This window comes from Candidatus Hydrogenedentota bacterium (assembly GCA_035416745.1).
GTDB lineage: Bacteria > Hydrogenedentota > Hydrogenedentia > Hydrogenedentales > SLHB01 > UBA2224.
On sequence record DAOLNV010000062.1, the window covers coordinates 33418 to 35193 of the forward strand.

Genomic DNA, 1776 nt, shown 5'->3' on the forward strand with positions numbered 1-1776 from the left:
GACGACTACACGCTGTTGGCGGCGGCGAACAGTGCCTACTCGATGTACGAGAGTTACGCCACGGTGCTGCAGCGCATGCGCGGCGCCAGCGGCATTTACTACCAGCGCGCCCTGTTTACGGTGCAGATGCCGGACGGGCGCTACGAAACCTTTGCGACATATGTCGTGGAACAATAGGCGCGGCGCGCCCGGGGCGCGGCGCCACAAAATGGAGTACAGGCCATGACGGCCCCGAGACAGAACGCACGCAACGGACACCGGCGGACAGCGCGGGGGTTTACCCTCGTCGAACTGCTGGTGGCCATGGCGATTCTGTCCATCCTCACGCTGGCCCTGTTCATGCTGTTCCGCGCGAGCCTCGGCGCGTACCGGAGCACCAAGAGGGCCATGGACGCCAGCGAGGTGACCCAGACCGCGTTCCGCGTCCTCGAACGCGACGTCGTGCAGGGCTTCGCCGCCAAACACTACGGCGACGCCTCCAGCTTCTTCGGATGCCCCTACGGCATGACCATGATCTGCACCCTCGAAGCGGCCGACGTGTACGCGTACAACACCGCCCGTGTCTCCTACGTCGTACACAGCTTTGCGGGAAGCCAAATCGTGGATACCATAACGGACGGCCCCGACGTGGACGTGCCCACCTACGGCATTATCCGGTACATCGAGCCCGGCATCGACACCCTGAGCAACTACCCCGTCCAGTGGCCGGATTACACACAATCCACATGGGCGCCTGAGCTACCCGACTACCCCTTGTGGAACCAGTTGAACGAGATCTATCGGCAATTCGGGCCCGATCCTGCTGCTATGGGCTTTATTCAGTCAGTGGGTCCCGAAAAGCTCGAGGCGATGCTTCAAGCCAAGAAACACGAACTCTGGCTGGCCATGTTGGGAGACCGGCCAGAGCCATTTGCCGCGTACGGTGTGCTTCCCCGTTTGTGGGATGACCCGGCCGCGCCCGGCACCAACTGGGGCGGCGGCTCGTTCTCTGACCAGTGGGACAAGAAGTACCCAGAGGACTACATCATTGCCGAAGGCGTCCTGGCCTCGGATTCCAGTGTTTTGCTCCCTCCGCTGGATGTTGTTGACTGGTTCAGGTACGGCTACACGGCGGGCGAGGTGAAAGACCTGGCGCGGCTCGGCCTCGTGCAGATGATTCCCTACTGGCACGCGGTGGACATCGCTAATCTCGGGGTCGCTCCCGATGCCCCTTCGGGTGAACCCGGAGACATCAACTACCCGTTCATCAACAAGTATGGTTCGCCGTTGTATCCGTACCCTCCGAGTCTGGTGGCGGTTGATATGCGGTTTGCGTTCCGGGCGCCGAACCTGGGCGAGCAGCGCTACGTGCGTCAGTTATCGCACACGTTTCAAGTACCCGTGGGCTACCGGCGGCCCCTCATGGCAGTGGAGTAGCAGTTGAATGCGCGCGGCACAGGGTCCCATGGATGTTCGGGGCATGCGCGGCACTGGCTGGCACGCAAGGAAGGGAGTTGACATGCGCAGACGACGCGGCACGCGCGGTCAGGCGCTGGTGATCGCCATTTTTATTCTGGCGTTTCTCACGGCCATCGCCATCGCCTTGTTCACGAGCACGCGCCTGCAGCTCCGCCGGGCCCTCAACCTGTCCAACCGCATCCAGGCGGCGCAGGCCGCCGAAGCCGGTCTCGCCATGGCCCAGGCGTTCCTGCGCCACGACGGCTACATGCACACCACCGCCACTTCCTACGATTTCGCGTTCAAGACCTATTTCAACGGCGCGGCATTCGCCGGGAA

General features: G+C 62.8%; 2 protein-coding genes. Both read left to right on the plus strand.

What is annotated here, in order from left to right; genetic code table 11:
• The first annotated feature begins 222 nt into the window (after positions 1 to 222).
• A complete protein-coding gene (locus PLJ71_16505) occupies positions 223 to 1416 on the plus strand; it encodes a prepilin-type N-terminal cleavage/methylation domain-containing protein (protein HQM50290.1) in 1194 nt (397 codons plus the stop codon).
• 82 nt (positions 1417 to 1498) lie between these two features.
• A partial coding sequence (locus PLJ71_16510) for a PilX N-terminal domain-containing pilus assembly protein (protein ID HQM50291.1) occupies positions 1499 to 1776 on the plus strand: 278 nt, incomplete at its 3' end.

What these genes read in the sequence shown, in the direction of transcription:
- PLJ71_16505 (HQM50290.1), top strand. Translation starts at nt 223, where the DNA reads ATGACGGCCCCGAGACAGAACGCACGCAACGGACACCGGCGGACAGCG.